This is a genomic window from Tritonibacter sp. SIMBA_163, assembly GCF_046535935.1.
Classification (GTDB): domain Bacteria; phylum Pseudomonadota; class Alphaproteobacteria; order Rhodobacterales; family Rhodobacteraceae; genus Epibacterium; species Epibacterium scottomollicae.
Genome location: NZ_JAWJBP010000340.1, coordinates 1 through 278 on the forward strand (window position 1 = coordinate 1; position 278 = coordinate 278).

The 278-nt window shown below is 37.8% G+C and carries 1 protein-coding gene; it reads right to left on the reverse strand.

All coding sequences use genetic code 11. The features are described 5' to 3' along the window. Positions 1–63 precede the first annotated feature (63 nt). Positions 64–278: hypothetical protein (locus R0J92_RS22645; RefSeq protein WP_411053314.1), on the reverse strand; the 215-nt coding region annotated here is incomplete at its 5' end.

Here is a 278-nt window from a genome sequence, read left to right on the forward strand (position 1 = left end):
CCTTTAGCCAAGCTTTTTTATTTCTTAAAACTTTGAGCATCCTTAACCACACCTTCACAAATGTTAAATTAAGCCAAGCACAGCCTTATCAGCTTCATAATTCTCTTTCAGCAACTTTGACAGCTCTGCGCTAAAAGGTTTAAACGGTGTGCCTTTCGTGCGCTGCTGGTTATTATCCATCATATTCATTAACTTTTTAGTCATATGACGAGGATAATAGTCGCTCAACTGCTCTAAAATACGATATGCCTCTAATGAAATCTTAGAGCGACGTATTG